This is a genomic window from Spectribacter acetivorans, from assembly GCF_031846305.1.
GTDB lineage: Bacteria > Pseudomonadota > Gammaproteobacteria > Nevskiales > Salinisphaeraceae > Spectribacter > Spectribacter acetivorans.
Window position 1 is genome coordinate 1 of record NZ_JAVRHY010000045.1, and the last position, 340, is coordinate 340.

Genomic DNA, 340 nt, shown 5'->3' on the forward strand with positions numbered 1-340 from the left:
CGCCTGAACCGAGGCAAATGGTCTGGCCGTGGGCGCGACGCGCCGCCGGCGGCGCGTCGACGTGATCAAGCCAGCGCGCTTGAGCACGTGATAGATGGTGGTCAAACCTGGCAGATCCGCGTCCGGGTAACGCATCGCCAGCAGCTCGCGTATCTTTTTCGGCCCCCGCAACCCGCGGCCGCTTTGTCGCAACTCGATGATGGCCTGTTGCAGGGTATAAGGCGTTTGTCGGGCATGCCCCCAAGGTCGGCGGCTGCGCTCCTGCAAACCGTCCATGCCCAGGGCCTGATAGCGCGCCAGCCATTTGTAGCCGGTCTTACGGCTGATCCCGTAACGCGCG

1 protein-coding gene is annotated in these 340 nt (G+C 65.3%); it reads right to left on the reverse strand.

Annotation, left to right across the window (positions count from 1 at the left end; translation table 11 throughout):
• A partial coding sequence (locus RM531_RS16020) for a helix-turn-helix domain-containing protein (protein ID WP_311660732.1) occupies nt 1-340 on the reverse strand: 340 nt, incomplete at both ends.